Annotated in this window: 11 protein-coding genes; 2 read left to right on the top strand and 9 right to left on the bottom strand. The window is 68.1% G+C overall.

Annotated elements, in window-relative coordinates; genetic code table 11:
* Positions 1-51 precede the first annotated feature (51 nt).
* The 7 genes from E4L96_RS13785 to E4L96_RS13815 all read right to left on the bottom strand — a co-directional run bounded on the left by E4L96_RS13785 (position 52) and on the right by E4L96_RS13815 (position 9,792).
* On the bottom strand, positions 52-1,710 hold the full coding sequence (locus E4L96_RS13785; RefSeq protein ID WP_135207801.1) for a peptide chain release factor 3: 1,659 nt from the start codon (positions 1,708-1,710) through the stop codon (positions 52-54).
* A gap of 62 nt (positions 1,711-1,772) precedes the next feature.
* Positions 1,773-6,458 (bottom strand): pilus assembly protein, encoded by a 4,686-nt coding sequence (locus E4L96_RS13790; protein ID WP_135207802.1) that lies wholly within the window; start codon positions 6,456-6,458, stop codon positions 1,773-1,775.
* Between the two features lie 14 nt (positions 6,459-6,472).
* A complete protein-coding gene (locus tag E4L96_RS13795) occupies positions 6,473-7,066 on the bottom strand; it encodes a pilus assembly PilX family protein (RefSeq protein ID WP_135207803.1) in 594 nt (197 codons plus the stop codon).
* Complete coding sequence (locus E4L96_RS13800) at positions 7,063-8,253, bottom strand: PilW family protein (RefSeq protein WP_135207804.1); 1,191 nt, start codon at positions 8,251-8,253, stop codon at positions 7,063-7,065. The genes E4L96_RS13795 and E4L96_RS13800 overlap by 4 nt, the downstream gene beginning before the upstream one ends.
* Positions 8,254-8,261: 8 nt before the next feature.
* The gene (locus E4L96_RS13805) at positions 8,262-8,750 is read right to left on the bottom strand and encodes a type IV pilus modification PilV family protein (protein ID WP_135207805.1); all 489 of its coding nucleotides are present in this window, start codon (positions 8,748-8,750) and stop codon (positions 8,262-8,264) included.
* A complete protein-coding gene (locus tag E4L96_RS13810) occupies positions 8,747-9,388 on the bottom strand; it encodes a type II secretion system protein (protein ID WP_229414474.1) in 642 nt (213 codons plus the stop codon). The genes E4L96_RS13805 and E4L96_RS13810 overlap by 4 nt, the downstream gene beginning before the upstream one ends.
* The gene (locus E4L96_RS13815; protein ID WP_135207806.1) at positions 9,376-9,792 is read right to left on the bottom strand and encodes a type IV pilin protein; all 417 of its coding nucleotides are present in this window, start codon (positions 9,790-9,792) and stop codon (positions 9,376-9,378) included. Before E4L96_RS13815 ends, E4L96_RS13810 begins: the two co-directional genes overlap by 13 nt.
* A 154-nt stretch (positions 9,793-9,946) precedes the next feature.
* Between E4L96_RS13815 and E4L96_RS13820 the strand changes: the two genes are divergently transcribed.
* Complete coding sequence (locus E4L96_RS13820) at positions 9,947-11,230, top strand: serine hydrolase domain-containing protein (RefSeq protein WP_135207807.1); 1,284 nt, start codon at positions 9,947-9,949, stop codon at positions 11,228-11,230.
* Positions 11,231-11,237: 7 nt separating this feature from the next.
* Here the strand turns inward: E4L96_RS13820 and E4L96_RS13825 are convergent, their stop codons facing one another.
* Positions 11,238-12,110, bottom strand: coding sequence for a haloalkane dehalogenase (locus E4L96_RS13825; RefSeq protein ID WP_135207808.1), 873 nt, complete (start codon positions 12,108-12,110; stop codon positions 11,238-11,240).
* Between the two features lie 109 nt (positions 12,111-12,219).
* Between E4L96_RS13825 and E4L96_RS13830 the strand changes: the two genes are divergently transcribed.
* Positions 12,220-12,813 carry a TetR/AcrR family transcriptional regulator gene (locus E4L96_RS13830; RefSeq protein WP_135207809.1) on the top strand — a complete coding sequence of 198 codons (594 nt, stop codon included), beginning with the start codon at positions 12,220-12,222 and terminating at the stop codon, positions 12,811-12,813.
* A gap of 3 nt (positions 12,814-12,816) precedes the next feature.
* Here E4L96_RS13830 and E4L96_RS13835 read toward each other — a convergent pair.
* A partial coding sequence (locus E4L96_RS13835; RefSeq protein WP_135207810.1) for a sensor histidine kinase occupies positions 12,817-13,778 on the bottom strand: 962 nt, incomplete at its 5' end.

Consider the following 13,778-nt stretch of genomic DNA (forward strand, 5'->3'; position numbering starts at 1 on the left):
GGGCGCGGCGCGCGCCCGCGGGCCAGTCCAACCTGGCGGCGCGCGACGGGATCAGTCGAGCTTCGCCGCGTGCTCGCGGGTGGCGTGGAATGTCAGCTTGGGCCAGCGCTCCTCGGTCAGGCGCAGGTTGACGGACGAGGTGGCGAGATACGCGAGGTTCCCGGCCGCGTCATGCGCCACGTTGTGCCCCAGCTGGTTCTCGAAGTCGGCCAGCGCCTTCTTGTCGTCGCTCGACACCCAGCGCGCGCTGCTGATGCTCGCGGTCTCGAAGATCGCGTCGACGCCGTACTCGTTCATCAGGCGGCTCGCCACCACCTCGAACTGCAGCACGCCGACCGCACCCAGGATCAGGTCCGAGCCGAGCACCGGCTTGAACACCTGCACCGCGCCCTCCTCGCCCAGCTGCTGCAAGCCCTTGTGCAGCTGCTTGATCTTGAGCGGATTGCGGATCCGGACCACGCGGAACAGCTCGGGCGCGAAGAACGGAATGCCGGTGAAGGTCAGCAGCTCGCCTTCCGAGAAGCTGTCGCCGATCTGCATGTTGCCGTGGTTGGGCAGGCCGATGATGTCGCCCGCATACGCCTCCTCCACCTGTTCGCGCGAGGACGCCATGAAGGTCACCACCGACGAGATCTTGACCTCGCGCCCCAGGCGCAGGTGCTTGATCTTCATCCCGCGCTCGAACCGTCCGGAGCACACGCGCAGGAAGGCGATGCGGTCGCGGTGCGCCGGATCCATGTTGGCCTGGATCTTGAAGACGAAGCCGGAGAACTTGGGTTCGGTCGGCTCCACCACCCGCACGGTGGCGTCGCGGCCCTTGGGCGCGGGCGCCCAGTCGACCAGCGCGGACAGGATCTCGCGCACGCCGAAGTTGTTGATGGCCGAGCCGAAGAACACCGGGGTCTGCACGCCCGCCAGGAACTGCTCCAGGTCGAACGGATGGGAGGCGCCGTGCACCAGCTCCACTTCCATGCGCAGCTGGTCCATCTCGAGCGGGAACATCTCCTGCAGGCGCGGATTGTCGATGCCCTTGATGATCTCGAATTCCTGGTCGGCGCGTTCCGAGCCCGCCGCGAACAGCATCACCTCGTCGCGCAGCAGGTGGTACACGCCGCGGAAGTTCTTGCCCATGCCGATCGGCCAGGTCACCGGGGCGCACTGGATCTTCAGCACCGATTCCACTTCATCCAGCAGCTCGAGCGGATCGCGGGTTTCGCGGTCCATCTTGTTCATGAAGGTGACGATGGGCGTGTGGCGCATGCGGCACACGTCCAGCAGCTTGATGGTCTGGGTCTCCACGCCCTTGGCCGCGTCGATCACCATCAGCGCCGAGTCGACCGCGGTCAGCACGCGGTAGGTGTCTTCCGAGAAGTCCTGGTGGCCGGGAGTGTCGAGCAGGTTGATGACGTGCTCGCGGAACTCGAACTGCATGACCGAGGACGCGACCGAGATGCCGCGCTGCTTCTCGATCTCCATCCAGTCGGAGGTGGCGTGGCGCGCGCTCTTGCGCGCCTTGACGGTGCCGGCCATCTGGATCGCGCCCGAGAACAGCAGCAGCTTCTCGGTCAGCGTCGTCTTGCCGGCGTCAGGGTGGGAGATGATGCCAAAGGTGCGGCGCCGCGCGGTTTCGCGCGCGATCTGGGCCGGCAGTTTGGACGAGCCGGACGACTCGGGGAGGTCGTCCGTGGAGGTGCTGGAATCGGTAGTCATAACCGGCAAGTATACCGTACGGCTCCCGTTCCCGGCACCTCCCGCGGGTGCTTTTGTGCAGCTTAGTTACGCACCCGGCGCCAGCCCACGCGGCGGGTCGGCAGCGCGTTGGCCGCGGTCACGCCCGAGGTGATGGTCTTGCCGTCGGCGGTGGTGGTGATCATCTTCAGCGCGCCGGACGGCAGGCGCACGATGATGAAGCCCACCGCGCCCGAGGTGTTGGACAGCACGTTGCCCGCGATCTGGTCCGACTGCAGGTAGCTGCCGGTGCAGACGTTGAGCGCATACACGTTGCTGGTGCCGCCCACCAGGCAGGCCGAGGACGAGGACGGGATGTTGGTCACCACGTTCAGCGTGCCGCTGACCACCTTCGGATCGAGGTTGACCCGTTCGCCGGTGTTCTGGTCCAGGTCCACGAACCAGCCGGCCTTGGTCGACAGGTCGACTGGATTGTTGGAGATCTTCCACGGCGGGCCGCTCACGCCCGCGGTCACGGTCGGGGTCAGGGTCTGCTCCACCATGGTGGAACTGGCGCGCCAGCCGGTGATGGTGGTGTCGGTGTCCTTCAGCGCGTAGACCGACTGCACGTCGGTGTTGGCGACGTCAGGGACGTCCAGCAGGCGGCCGGTCCCGAACAGCACGACTTTCTGTGCCACCGACGAGGTGACGTTGCCGTCGGCGTCCTTGTAGTCGACCTGGCACTGGGTCACTTCCGGCCGGGTGGTGATCGGCTGGGCGCTGCCCGCGTCGCCCATCTTGGTCACGGTGGTGGGCTGGCGGGTGAAGTCGAAGCGCCACATGCGGCCCTGGTTGTCGCCGCCATACACGAAAGTGATCAGGGGATCGGTGTTCGGGTTGGCGGTGATGGCCGTGATCTTGGCCAGGCCCGGCGGCGTGGTCGTGCTGGCGCTGCCGGCCGCCAGGCGGTCCAGGATGGCGCCGGTCTTGACGTCCACGACGTACAGGTAGGCGCCGCCGTCGCCGTAGCTCACGCCGTCCACGCCGGGCACGTTGTTGTAGCCGGAGGCGAACATCACCACCCAGTGCTCCACACCCGCGCCGTCCTTCCACAGCCCGAACTGCGGGTTGCCGAACGACAGGCCGATGTCCTTGTAGCGCTCGTCCGCGCTGGCGCACACTGCCGGGTCGGCGCAGATCTCCCACAGCGAGACCGGGTTGGCCGGATCGGTCACGTCCAGCGCGTAGTAGCCGCGCCCACCCGCGTTCAGGCCGGCCACCAGCACGGTCTTCCAGACCCCGTCGATCTTGACGTCGCCCAGTTCAGGCGAGCCGTCCACCGTGAACTGGTGGTTGGTGCCGTAGCTGGTGTTGGCCTGGGCGTAAAGCTTGCGCATGGTGATGCGCGGGACGTAGGCCCACAGCTCGACCCCGTCGCTGGCGCGGAAGGCGTGCAGCATGCCGTCGTTGGCGGCGGTGAACACGGTGGCGGCGCGGCTGGCCTTGTCCACCTTGAACTGGCTGTAGCCCGCGGTGGTATAGCCCTTGCGCGGTTCGCGCAGGTAGGCCGGCTTGGCCGACGCGATGTCGCCCAGCACGATCGGAATGGTGTCGCCGTTTTCGGTCGAGGTGGTGGTGTAGGCGCGGAACACGCGGTCGTTGGCGTACTGCTGCTGGCCGCGCAGCCAGTTCACCAGGTTGGCCCCGCTGTTGGCGCTGGTCTTTTCGGTCGGCGTCAGGATGGTGCACTGGCTCCACAGGGTGCACTTGTTGTCGAACCAGGACTTCTCGAGCGTGCTCATGGCGTCGTAGCTGAAGTCCTTCAGCCCGCCGCCCGACGCGTTGCGCATCTTGATCACGCGGCTGTCGGTGGCGGCCGCCACCTTGGTGCCCAGGGTGGTGGTGGTGCTCCACAGGACGCTGTCGCCGACGATGCCGGTGACGGTGTCGATCTTCTTGTCGGTCAGTTCGCCGTACCACTTCACGGTGGTGAAGGTGTCCGAGAAGATGTCGTTGTCCTGCTGCGAGATGTTCGGCGTGGAGGTCGCCGCGGCGGCCGCCGCGCCCTGCTTGATCTTGATGTTGTTCAGGGCCGCGTTCAGGCCGGCCACCACGTCGGTCGGGTCGGCGGCGCTGAAGTATTTGCCGTGGCCGTTGATGGCGGCGTGCCACAGGTCGTCCACCCGCGACGGCACGCCCAGGTTGGCGTCGGTGCTGCTGAAATCCGGGTCCGGCCACACATAGGGGCCGTTGTTGTTCCACGGGCAGCCGCTGGCCACGCGGTTGATCAGATTGGAGAAGTCGCCGCCGGGCTTGGGCGCGGTGTCGTAGTTCGGCTCATAGTTCATGACCCCGTCCACGCCCAGGCCCAGGGTGTAGGTGTTCATGTGCAGGCGGGTGTTCTCGCCCGGACCGGCCGGGACCGCGCCGACCGCGCTGCTGCGGTCTTCCAGCCCTTCGCGCAGGGAGGCGCCGGGCGTGTTGGAACCGCCGTTGTACCAGTACAGGGCAATGTCGGCCAGCGAGCGCTCGGTCTGGGACGCTGGGTCGACGCAGCCGGATTCCAGGGTACAGAACAGGGCCGGATTGGCGGCCTTGTCGATGTTCTGGCTGATATTGGTCGGCAGCGGGTCGCCGTGGGAGTCGGTCCCGTCCAGCACGTCGCCGCCGTTCCAGTAGCCGTCCGTGGTCACGAAGGTGAAGTTCTGCTGGCAGGGATAGGCCACCACCTCGCTGCCCGCCGCGTAATTGAAGGGCGCGATGTTCTTGTACATCTTGCCGACGTTGTCCAGGGCCGGACGCAGGGGCGTGCCGCCGCCGGTGTCCATGGCATACAGCCAGCTGTACCAGTTGCTGCGGTTGGTGCCGGTGAAGTCCTTCGGCACCTTGAAGGAACTGGCCGGCGGCGACAGCAGGCCGCCGTCGGACAGGTTGACGATACCGACCCGGTAGTTGCCGTCTAGCGGGCGGAAGGCCAGGCCGACCGCCGTCTTCATCATCTGGTTGCGCGTCTTGTAGTAGGCGTACCAGTTGGCGAAGTTGGTCATCTCCTCTTCATAGGTACAGACGCTGGCGTTGGCGCAGTCGGTCCGGTTCGGGTCGCGCGGATAGGTGCGGCCGGAGCGGATGTCCACGCGCACGAACACCGGCGCACCGGCCGCGATCGGCTGGGTGGTCACCGGAATGGCGTCATTGACCGGGGCGGTGGCCGGGTAGTTGGTGATCGAGAACCCCAGGCTGCCGCCATCGGTCACGCTGCCCATGGCCAGGCTGATGGCGGTGGCGCCAGTGCGCTTGTCCACCACGCAGACCGTGTTGCTGGTGTTGACCTTGCACGCCGTGGAGACCGCATTGCCACCGGCGTAGACCGCATAGCTGTTGCCCGCCGTGCTGGTCAGGGCCTTGCCCGCGATGGCGGTGGCCACCGTGCCGGCGCTCGCGCCCTTGGCGAGGGACAGTGCGCTGCTCCACATCGCCGTGCTGCCATTGGCCGTCATGTTGCTGATCGACGGGGCGGCGTTCTTGGAGTTGGAGGCCGAACCGGACACCTTGATGATCGAGGTCGGCGGATAGGCCGGGGCCGTTTGCACGCTGGGCGTGACGGCGGAAATGGTCCAGTTCTCGCGGCTGCTGTCGAACACCAGCTGGCAGGTGCTCTTGGCCGCGCCGGCCGCGCAGGACAGGGGCACCACTGCCACCACGTTGTCGGCGTACAGGGTGATGCCGAGCGAGTCGCAGTCCGTGGCCCCGTTGACCGGGGTGCGCACGCAGGCGGTGTACTGGTTGGTCAGGCCGGTCTTGGCGACGATGGACTGGGCCAGCGCGTCGGCCAGCGCCTTCTGGCTGCTGGTCACGGTGGTGCCGCTGGGCGCCGTCACCGCGCCATTGGTGATCACCACGTCCGTGGTGCCGTTCTCGCGCACCGAGACGCTGGAGATCGACATCGACCCGCTGGACGACGAGGCGCCGATGGTGATGGTGCCAAAGCTGTTGTAGGTATTGGTGGTGTTGCCGAAACGCGGATATTCATAGCTGCCGCGGGCGTACTTGGCCTGGCAGTTCGTCAGGGCCGAGGAATTGCACCAGCGGACCTTGGCCGGAATCGGGTAGCCGTCCGGGGCCGGCGCGCCCACGCTCACCACTTTGCACGAGCGCATGTTCACGTCCGTGCAGTACTCGACCACGTTGATCTTGTAGTAGTACGGCGCGCTGGTGGTCGCGCTCTGCGAGTAGTAATCGTTGTTGGGATAGGTGTAGGTGACGTCGTTGGTCTTGCAGTCGGTGGTGTTCGGCTTGCACCATTGCTTGTCCGGGAACCGGGTGAGGTCGGTCAGGCTCTCGGAGTTGTTCAGCATGTTGATGCTGTCCTTCCCGAACTTGTCGGTGGGGACCTTGGTCCACGTGGTGGTGGCCGCGCTGTCCATGTTCGGATAGGAGCTGCCGTCGTAGTACACCGGCGGCGTGTAGGTGATGGCCGGGTTGTAGTACTGGCGGTTGAAGTCCGGCGCATTGAACGGCGGCATGCCGTTGGTGCAGGCGGCATACGACCCGTAGGACACGTCGCGCACCCGGCAGCTTTTCGAGTTGCCGGACAGGCCGATGTGGTCAGGCGTGTACAGGCGCGCCATCGAGCCGGAGTTATCGAACAGCAGCATGATGTTCGGCTTCACGCTGCCGGTGCCGGAGATGTTCAGGAGCGGCACCTGGGCTATGTTCGTGGTGGCGGCCTGCGAGACTCCGGCCAGCAGGGCCGTCAGGGCGAGGATGAGGGTGGAGATCCTGGAATTCATGGGGAGTACCTCAATCAGGCGCCGATCATCACGACCAGCTGGTTGACCACGTTGCTGCCGCGCGCGCTGGACATGCGCGCCGTGATCACGTAATGCAGCTGCGGGCTGCCGGCGAAACTCGGGGTGTCGGAGGCCAGGCTGTCGCCCAGCGCCACGGCGTTGTTCAGGGTCGAGGTATTGGCCGAGGTCTGCACGCAGCGGTTGGTGCCGGAGTCGTAGGCCCCGGTCACCGCGCACATGCGGTGCACCACGTACTCGATCTCGTTACCGGCCGCGTCGGTCACGGTCACCGAACCGTTCCAGAAGCCGCTGGAGCGCACGGTCTGGCTGGTGTCGAGGGTGGCCTGGTAGCCCTGGGCGGCGATGTTGTGCTCGAGCGCGGACTTGTCGGTCTTGGCCTGGCCGCTCAGCCATTCGAAGGCTGTGTGCAGGCCGAAGTCGACCGCCTTCGACTGCGCCGATTCGTAGGCCAGGTTGGCGGCCGTCAGCGTGCTCGAATGGCTGGACTTGAACAGGTACACGGTTCCGACCAGCATCACGGCCAGCAGGATCAGCATGACCGGCAAGGCGATGCCGCGCTGCAGGCGGCGGGCGAAAACGGGCTTCATGCGGTCGGCCTCCAGGCGGCATTGCGCAGCGGGACGATGGTCTCGAAGACGCGGTAGCGGTAGCACTTCCAGCTCAGGGTGTCGCCAGTGACGTCGACATCGACGTCGACCGGCACCGCGGTCACGCCGTCCGGCGCGTCGGTGGCAAAGATGTGCGGTTTGGTACTGGTGGCGCTGCAGGTGCCATCCGCGGCGGGCTTCTCCGGCGCGCGGCTGCGCGCCACCACGGCGATGCGCAGGGCCGCCACGTGCTGGTAGTCGCCGGCGCTGCCGACCACGGTGTCGCCGTCGGCATCGATCATGGTGTTGGACCAGCGCTGCACCGTCAGGCCGGTCTGCGGCTGGAAGGCGGCGCCCAGGCGGGTGTCGAAGCCGTACTGGGCCTTGATGGAGACGACGTTGTCCACCACCGTGGACGGCGCGGCCGAGGCGCCGGCCAGGTCGGTCGAACGCAACTGGAGCAAGCCGTTGGCGACCGACCATGTGTGGAAGGCCAGGCCACCGGCCGGGCCGAGGTTGAACAGGCGCGCCTGGCTGCCGGAATAGGCCGCGCCCAGCGCCCCGCTGTTGAAGCGGAAGCTGGTGCCGCTGGCGATGTTCACGTACTGGTCCGCGGGCGGTGGTGCCAGGGCGCTGGTGTCGTTGGAAATCTGGGCCAGCGCGCACTGGGCCGCACCGGCGGTTTCCGGGGCCGCCACGATCACGTCGCCCTGGTTGAAGCCGTAGGGCACGCGGTCGACGTCGATGCGCGTGCCGGTGCTGTAGTTGGCGATGATGCGCATGGTGCCGGTGCCGGACATCGAGCTGCCGGCCAGCAGGGTGATGCGGTCCGGGCGCGTGCCGTTGTTCTCGATGATGGCGGCGGCCAGCGGGTGCACGGTGCCGGTGCCGCGGGCGACCTCCGGCAGCGCATAGTGGCCGGTGTCGGACATGACGGTGTCGCAGCCGACCAGCAGCGGGTCGTTCAGGCCCCACCCGGCCTGGGCCGCGTCATTACTGATCGAGAACATCGCCAGCATGCCGTTCTGCATCTGGTCGGAACCGCCCAGCGCGGACTGGCGCGCCTCGTCGGTGCCGGTGACCATCCGGGTGGCGAAGATCAGCGCAATCATGCCGATCAGGATGCTGACCATCAGCTCGATCAGCGAGAAGCCTGGCGCGGGGCGCGTGAGCGGGACGGGGCGCATGGCGGGCCTCATACGGATTGCGACAGGTAGATGGTTTCGGCCTGGCGGTCGCAGGCGGCCGGCAGCGCACCGCTGGTCGGGCAGCTCACGCTGGCCGGGCTGCGCACGCCCTGGCGGCGCCAGGCGATGGTGACGGTGACCACGGTGCGCGTGGTGCTGGCGACCGAGTCGACGGCGACTTCCACCGCCGCCCCGGGAATCGCCGCCTGGGTGTCGGTGTACCAGGCCGCCAGGCGCTCGGGGGCCTCGGCGGCCCCCGCGGCCATGGCATAGCTGGCCAGGTTGGCCTGGTCGGTGCTCATGGTGCCGACCAGCCGTTCGATGGCGATGGTGGCTTCGGCGCGCGAACCGGCGTCGGCCAGGGCCTGGTAGGAGCGGGCCTGCATGGCGACCGCGCCGACCAGGCCGATGCCCAGCAGCAGGATCGCGACCAGGGCTTCGACGAGGGCCACGCCGTGCTGGCGGCGGGCAGGCAGGGATGGGCGGAGGGAGCTCATGGGCAGGCGCGGGAATCGGGCAAGGCGCGGGTGGGGTCGCACTTGGCGGCCATGCCGGCCAGGGTGATGGCGACGGCGGTGCTCGGGAATTCCCCGGCGTGGGCGAACGAGGGCGCCAGTTCGAGGAGGGTCAGGCGCGCGGGCACGCTGGTATCGACCCAGCCGACCGGGGTGAAGTACACGGTGGTGGCCCCGGCCGGACGCAGAGTGGGCTGCAGCACGTCGGTCTTGGGCAGGGTGGCGGCCGAACGCACCACCGACTTGAACCCGGCCGCGCCCTCCGGGTCGCCGGTGGCCACGGTGGTCGCGGTGGACCAGGTGCCGTCGCTGTCGTTGCAGGGCTCGGAAGGCGTCGGGAAGCAGATGTCCACCTGCCAGTCGTACTGGCCGCTGGTGCTGTTTTCGGTCAGGGTGATGCGGCTGGCCGCATTGTGGGTGACGGCCTGGGCCCGTGCCAGGCGGAAGCCCTCGGCATAGAACTCGGTGGCGCCGGCGGCCTTGGTGCTGGTCAGCCAGTTGCCCATCATCGGAATGCCGACAGCCAGCAGGATCCCGAAGATCGCCAGCGCGATCAGGATCTCGATCAGGGTGAACCCGGCCGCGCGGCCGCGCGCCTGGGGGATGCTTATTGCACGCACGATCCGTCCTTGCGGTCGACCCAGCACGAGGTGCTGGTGGCCCAGCCGGTCGGCGCCCCGGTGGTGGCGCGTACGCCGGCCTGGTTGATGGTGTAGACGAAGCCGTCCATCTTGTTCACGCCGGTCGCGGTGATCGTGTAAGTGCTGGCGGTGTCGTTCGACAGGGCGAAGGTGAAGTTGGCGGTGTCGGACGGCACGCGGTTGAAGTCCTCGTAGGTGCGGTTGCTGGCCCAGTACTGCTCGGCCTGCGGCTGGGCGGCCGACAGGGCCGTGAAGGCCTCGGTCAGGCGGCCGCGCGTCACATAGCTGGTGTAGGCCGGCAAAGCAATCGCGCTCAGGATGCCGATGATGACCACGGTGATCAGCACTTCCATCAGGGTGAAACCTTGGCTCTTGCGGCTCATGCGGACGTCTCTCTCATGTCAGGTGGAATTTCGTATGGGAAATCATAAGCGCCGAAGCTTGCATTTCCCTGAGGAAAGGCTGACAAAACCCTGACAATGGCGGGTTTTTTTGCCCGGCAATTACAATGGTGTTAACGACCGGTATGGAGATGGCATGGGAATGGACGGCCTGACGCGCGAACTGCAGGCGATCGTCGACGATCCGGCGCTGCCGCTGGCGGGCCTGGCGGCGGTGGCGATCCGGGACGGCGCGGTGGTCTATCAGCACGCATTCGGGTACAAGCGGCTGCCCTCCTCCACCACGCCGAAAGCGTACCCGATTCGGCTGGATGGGGAGACGATGTTCCGTATCGCCTCGATCTCCAAGCTGGTCAGCACGCTGGGAGTCATGACACTGATCGAGCAGGGCGTGCTCGACCTGGATGCGGACCTGGGGCGCTACCTGGGCTATTCGCTACGGCATCCGCGCTTTCCGGACCGGCCGCTGACGCTGCGGATGCTGCTCACCCACCGGTCGTCGCTGTGTGACGCCGCGGGCTTGCGCTGGGGGCCGGAGGTCGACCTGCGCGCCGTGCTGCTGCCGGGCGGGCACCACTTTGGTACGGGCGCGATCTGGGCGCCGCAGGAGCCGGGCAGCTGGTTCGCGTACGCCAACGTCAGCTGGGGCGTGCTCGCCACCGTGCTGGAGGCGGCCACCGGCAAGCGCTTCGACCGGCTGATGCGGCGGCTGGTGTTCGATCCGCTGGGGCTGAAAGCCGGGTTCTACCTGGGGGACTTCGCACCCGCGCGCCTGGACGATGTCGCCACCTTGTACCGCCGCCGCGAGAAGGATGGCGCGGAACGCTGGGATCCCCAGGGGCCGTGGATCGCACAGATCGACGACTTCGGTGCCGCCCCGCCCGCGGCGCCGCCGGGCCTGGATGACTATGTGCCCGGCACCAACGGCACCCTGTTCGGCCCGCAGGGCGGCCTGCGCATCTCGGCCGCCGAGCTGGCGCGCATCATGCTCATGCTGATGAACGGCGGGCGCGACGGAGAGCTCCAGCTTTTGCAGCCGGCCACCGTGGACCTGATGTTCAGCCGCCAGTGGACGTTCAACGGCCGCAACGGCACCGGCGACAGCGACACCTTCCGCGGCCTGCACCACGCCTGGGGCCTGGGCAACCAGCATTTCCTCGACGTGAGCGGCAGCGCCGGCGGGCGCGCTTGTGGCGACCGGCTGGTCGCGGGCGGCGGCTTCACCGGCGTGGGCCACCTCGGCTGGGCCTGGGGTCTGAACGCGCTGTTCGTGTTCGACCGCGCGCGCAGGGACGGCCTGATCTGGGTGAGCAGCGGCGTCGGTGCCGACCCGGACACATGTCCCGGCTGCTACTCGTCCAACGCCCGCTTCCAGGAGCGCATCACGGACGCGCTGTACCGCCAGGTCCTGGCGCCCTGACGCAGGCTCAGGCCAGCGCCCCGATCCAGCGGGCGATCTCCTCGCCGATCCGCTGCGGGTGGTCCTCCTGCAGGTAGTGGCGGCCCTCCCCGAGGACCACGTGGCGGCAGTTGTGCAGCACCGTGCTGTACTCCGCGGCCACGGCGGGAGGCGTCAGCACACCCGGGTCGGCCGAGAACAGCAGCTTGGGATAGGTGGACGCGCGCAGGGCACGGTCGTTGGCGCTCACCAGCTCCCACATGTCGGCGGGGACACCCGCGATCGGCAGCTCGCGCGGCAGGGCCAGGATGGGGCGGCGCGACGCCGGGTCCGGGAAGGGCCGGCGGTAGGCCGCCAGTTCCGCGCCGCTCAGGCCGCGCACCACCGACCCGGGCAGGATCCGCTCGACGAACACGTTCTGCTCCAGCACCAGCTGCTCGCCTGAGCCGGGGGTGCGGAACTGCTGGAACAGGGCTCGCACCTCGGGCCGCGGATGAAAGTCATCCCAGCTGGCCATGGGCCGGATGAACTCCATGAAGGCCAGGCCCAGGATCGCGTCCGGCCGCCGCGCCGCGAGGTGGAAGGCGAGCGCCGTGCCCCAGTCCTGGGCCACCACGAAGAAGCGCTCCAGGTGCAGGGCGGCAAGAAAGGCCTCCAGGTAGCGCACGTGGTCCAGGAAGCGGTAGCCGATGGCGGGCTTGCCGGAGGCGCCGAACCCGATCAGGTCGGGAGCGACGCAATGCGCCACAGGCGCGACATGCGGCAGGATCTCGCGCCAGGTGAAGGATGAGGTGGGATTCCCGTGCAGGAACAGGGCCGTGGGCCGGGCAGGATCGCCCGCCGTGCGGTAGGCCAGGTGGGAATCGAGGACGGGGCAAGAGCTCGGCGGAACAGAGGTCATACGTGTCTCCATCAGGTAAAAAAGTGATCGGAGCGTTAACAATACGTACGACCGTATTGGATGTCAAGACCATTTGACGTTGACTACGTACGCACGTATTATTTTCAGCATGGCCAAGAAATCACTGCGCGAAGACATCCTGGACGCCGGGCTGCGCGTCATGCTCCAGAAGGGCTATGCGGCCGCCAGCGTGCGCGACGTGGTCGCCGCCGCCGGGGTGCCGCAAGGCTCCTATACCAATCACTTCCGCTCGAAGGAGGCGTTCGCGGGCGAGGTGCTCGAGCGCTACTTCGCCCACACCCAGGACCTGGTGGCGCGCGCCCTGGACGATACCAGCCTGGCCCCGCGCGAACGGCTGCGGCGCTACCTGGACCTGATCACCGGACAGCTGGCCGCGGACGAGTTCCGGCGCGGCTGCCTGATCGGCGACTTCAGCCTCGAGGCGGCCCCGGCCAGCGAACGGCTGCGCACGCAACTGGCCGGCCTGTTCCGCGAGTGGCGCGACCGGTTTGCCGCCTGCATCGCGGCCGCACAGGCCGCAGGGGAGATCGAGACCACGTTCGCTCCGGCCGACCTGGCGGAGTTCCTGCTGGCGTCATGGGAAGGCGCCATCCTGCGCATGAAGGTGGAGCGCACTGCGGAGCCGCTCGAGCGCTTCCAGCGGATCGCCTTCGCCACCTTCCTGCGCCCGCCGGGCACCTGAACCTCAGCCGGGGAAATACACCGTGAACACGGCGCCGCCGCCGCGCCGTTCGCCGACCTCGACGCTGGCGTGGTGGGCGCGCGCGATGTCGCGCACGATGGCCAGGCCCAGGCCGCTGCCGTGGGTCTTGCTGTCCAGCCGCACATGGCGGCTGAAGACCCGCTCGCGCATGTCGCGCGGGATGCCGGGGCCGGTGTCCTCGACCGTGAACACGCCGCCGCCCTGCCCGTCCGGCCGGCAGCCGACCGTCACAGTGCCGCCCGGCGGCGTGTAGCGCAGGGCGTTGTCGACCAGGTTCTCGACCAGGTCGCGCAGCAGGAAGCGGTCGCCCGAGACCGGAGTCGGCAACACGTCGAAGCCGATGTCGATGCCCTTGCGGGCGGCCTCCTCGACGAAGTACTGCACCGATTCCTCCACCAGCGACACCAGGTCGAGCGGCTCGAGCCGGGTCTTCTCGAAGCGGCTCGGCTCGGCGCGCGCGAGGGCCAGCAGCTGGTTGGTCTGGCGGATCATGCGCTCGGCCGAGGACAGCATCAGTTTGAGCGAATGCTGGCTCTTCGCGTCGTCCGGATGGCGCTCGGCCAGCCACTCCAGCTGCAGCTTGAGCCCCGCCAGCGGGGTGCGCAGCTGGTGCGCGACGTTGGCCAGGAAGTCGTGCTGGGCCTGGGCGCCGGCGCGCACCCGCTCCAGCAGGTCGTTGAAGGCGGCGGCCAGCGGCATCAGCTCGGCGGGCAGCGCGCCGGTCTCGATCGGCGACAGATCATCGCCGCTGCGCGCGTTCAGTCGGGCGCGCAGGCGGGCCAGCGGCTGCAGGCCGTTCGACACCGAGAACCAGATCAGGCCGACCGTGGCCAGCGTCGCGATGCCTTCCAGCGGCAGCAGCGCGCGCAGGATGGCCGAGCGGGTCTGCTCGCGCTTGCGCACCGTGCGGGCATAGCCGATGCGCAGCTCAGGGCCGCCCGGCC

Source organism: Zemynaea arenosa (genome assembly GCF_004614185.1).
Taxonomy (GTDB): domain Bacteria; phylum Pseudomonadota; class Gammaproteobacteria; order Burkholderiales; family Burkholderiaceae_D; genus Telluria; species Telluria arenosa.

Excerpts from the sequence above, each read along its gene's own strand:
- E4L96_RS13830 (WP_135207809.1), top strand. The coding sequence starts at position 12,220 with ATGGCCAAGAAATCACTGCGCGAAGACATCCTGGACGCCGGGCTGCGC.
- E4L96_RS13785 (WP_135207801.1), bottom strand. The coding sequence starts at position 1,710 with ATGACTACCGATTCCAGCACCTCCACGGACGACCTCCCCGAGTCGTCC.
- E4L96_RS13800 (WP_135207804.1), bottom strand. The coding sequence starts at position 8,253 with ATGCGCCCCGTCCCGCTCACGCGCCCCGCGCCAGGCTTCTCGCTGATC.
- E4L96_RS13795 (WP_135207803.1), bottom strand. The coding sequence starts at position 7,066 with ATGAAGCCCGTTTTCGCCCGCCGCCTGCAGCGCGGCATCGCCTTGCCG.
- E4L96_RS13815 (WP_135207806.1), bottom strand. The coding sequence starts at position 9,792 with ATGAGCCGCAAGAGCCAAGGTTTCACCCTGATGGAAGTGCTGATCACC.
- E4L96_RS13825 (WP_135207808.1), bottom strand. The coding sequence starts at position 12,110 with ATGACCTCTGTTCCGCCGAGCTCTTGCCCCGTCCTCGATTCCCACCTG.
- E4L96_RS13805 (WP_135207805.1), bottom strand. The coding sequence starts at position 8,750 with ATGAGCTCCCTCCGCCCATCCCTGCCTGCCCGCCGCCAGCACGGCGTG.
- E4L96_RS13820 (WP_135207807.1), top strand. The coding sequence starts at position 9,947 with ATGGGAATGGACGGCCTGACGCGCGAACTGCAGGCGATCGTCGACGAT.
- E4L96_RS13790 (WP_135207802.1), bottom strand. The coding sequence starts at position 6,458 with ATGAATTCCAGGATCTCCACCCTCATCCTCGCCCTGACGGCCCTGCTG.